The sequence below is a fragment of the Homoserinimonas sp. genome (assembly GCF_056262345.1).
Genome location: NZ_JBACFR010000196.1, coordinates 1 through 1,927, shown reverse-complemented (window position 1 = coordinate 1,927; position 1,927 = coordinate 1). Strand labels below are relative to the sequence as shown.

Below are 1,927 nucleotides of genomic sequence, written 5' to 3'. Positions count from 1 at the left end.
CGTGTTTATTTCGATCGGGTATTCCACCTGCCACTGGTGCCATGTCATGGCCAGAGAGAGCTTTGAGGATGCCGCGGTCGCCGGGTACCTCAATGACAACTTCGTCAGCATCAAGGTGGATAGAGAAGAGCATCCGGATGTTGATGCCAGCTATCTCGCCGCCGCTGCCGCCTTTACGCAGGAACTCGGGTGGCCGCTCTCGGTGTTCGCGACTCCCCAGGGCGGGCCATTCTTTGCCACAACGTATTGCCCGCCGGTGCCGATGCAGGGGCATCCGTCGTTCAGCCAGGTTGTCCAGGCCGTGAGAGAGGCGTGGGAGGAGCGACCGGAGGGCGTTGCGCAGAATGCCGCCACGATCTCTGAGGTCCTCGCGCAACAGTCGCGGCCGGTCTCCTCCGACCTGCCCACTGACCTGTCTCCTGTGGTCGAGGCGATCATGGCGAGCGAAGACCCGATCAACGGCGGCTTCGGCGGGGCGCCCAAGTTCCCCGTCGCTCCCGTTCTCGATTTTCTGCTCGCCTCTGGCGACGAGCGGGGCATCGAGCTCGCGTGTCGCACCCTCCAGACCATGGCAGAGTCACCGCTGCGCGACCCCGTCGAAGGAGGGTTCTTTCGCTACGCAACCCGGGGCGACTGGGGCGACCCGCACTATGAGCGAATGCTCTACGACAACGCACAGCTGCTCACGGCCGCCGCCCGAGCCGCAGTTGCGGCGGGGCCGCGGTTCGCCCAGGAAGGCTGGCAGATCTCCGAGGGCATAGCGCGCTTTCTCATGGGGGTGATGCAACTGCCCTCCGGCGCTTTCGCATCGGCGCAGGACAGCGAAAGCACGGTGGGTGGCGCGCGCACCGAGGGTGGCTATTACCGGCTCGATGCCGAGGCGCGGGCGGCAGAGACACCGCCGAAGCTTGACGACAAGGTGCTCACCGGCTGGAACGGCCTTGCGATCGAAGCTCTTGCCTACGCTGGCTCGGTATTCGACCGTGCCGACTGGGTCGACTCCGCAGCTCGGGCCGCCGACTACCTGCTGGAGCACCATATGACCCAGGGTGCAGCCGGGGCCGATGCGGCCGATCTGCGGCTCGTTCGGGCATCCGTGGACGGGCGCCTCTCGCCGGCCACGGCGACCCTCGAAGATTACGGGATGTTCGCGGGCGGACTGCTGCAGCTCGCCTTGGCAACGGGGCAGGCTCGGTATGCGACGACGGGCCGACAGCTCATCGACGCGACCCTGGAGGCCGCGGCGAGGGTGCAGGGCGCGGTCTTCGCCGTGCCCGGCGGCGCAGACCCGGTGCTGGCGGCCAGGGGGCTGGCGATTGCCGTCGACCTCTCCGAGGGCGCCTACCCCTCAGGCCTCAGCGCGTGCGCCGCTGCGGCACTCACGCTCACCCTGGTCACGGGGGATGCTCGCTATCGGGAGGCATCGCTGCGAGCGTCGGCGGCATCGGCCGGCCCGGCCGTGCGCGGCCCGCTCGGCTTCGGGGCGGCCCTCGCGGTGATCGCCCGGCTCGCGGCGGGTGCCGTGCAGCTCGTGGTCGTCACCCCCGACTCGCCAGCGAGCCGCGGCGACGACCTCGTGGCAGCCGCGCGCAGCATCCCGTCCCTGGTCACCGCTATCCTCACCGAAGCTCAGGCGAGGGCCCTCGCCGCGGCAGGGTTCGAGCTGTTCGAGGCCAAAACCGCAATCGAGGGCGTGCCGACCGCTTATCTCTGCCGAGACTTCGTCTGTCGCCTGCCGGTGGTCAGCGCCGAGGCCTTGCGTGATGTCGCCGCATCGGTGGCTCTCTGAGCTTGCGGCCCGCATTCTCAGGCTGAGGGCAGGGCATCCTGTGTCATCTGCGCCTCGGGCGTTTGCCTGCGCCTCGGACCGCCGCTGAGCACCTCGACGAGGCGGTCAAGATCGGCGTGGAGCCCCCGGCCCATACGC

General features: G+C 68.8%; 1 protein-coding gene. It reads left to right on the top strand.

Annotation, left to right across the window (positions count from 1 at the left end):
* Positions 1-1,789, top strand: a 1,789-nt coding sequence (locus tag AC062T_RS09635; RefSeq protein WP_476029510.1) for a thioredoxin domain-containing protein, incomplete at its 5' end; no start/stop codon positions are given.
* Positions 1,790-1,927 lie beyond the last annotated feature (138 nt).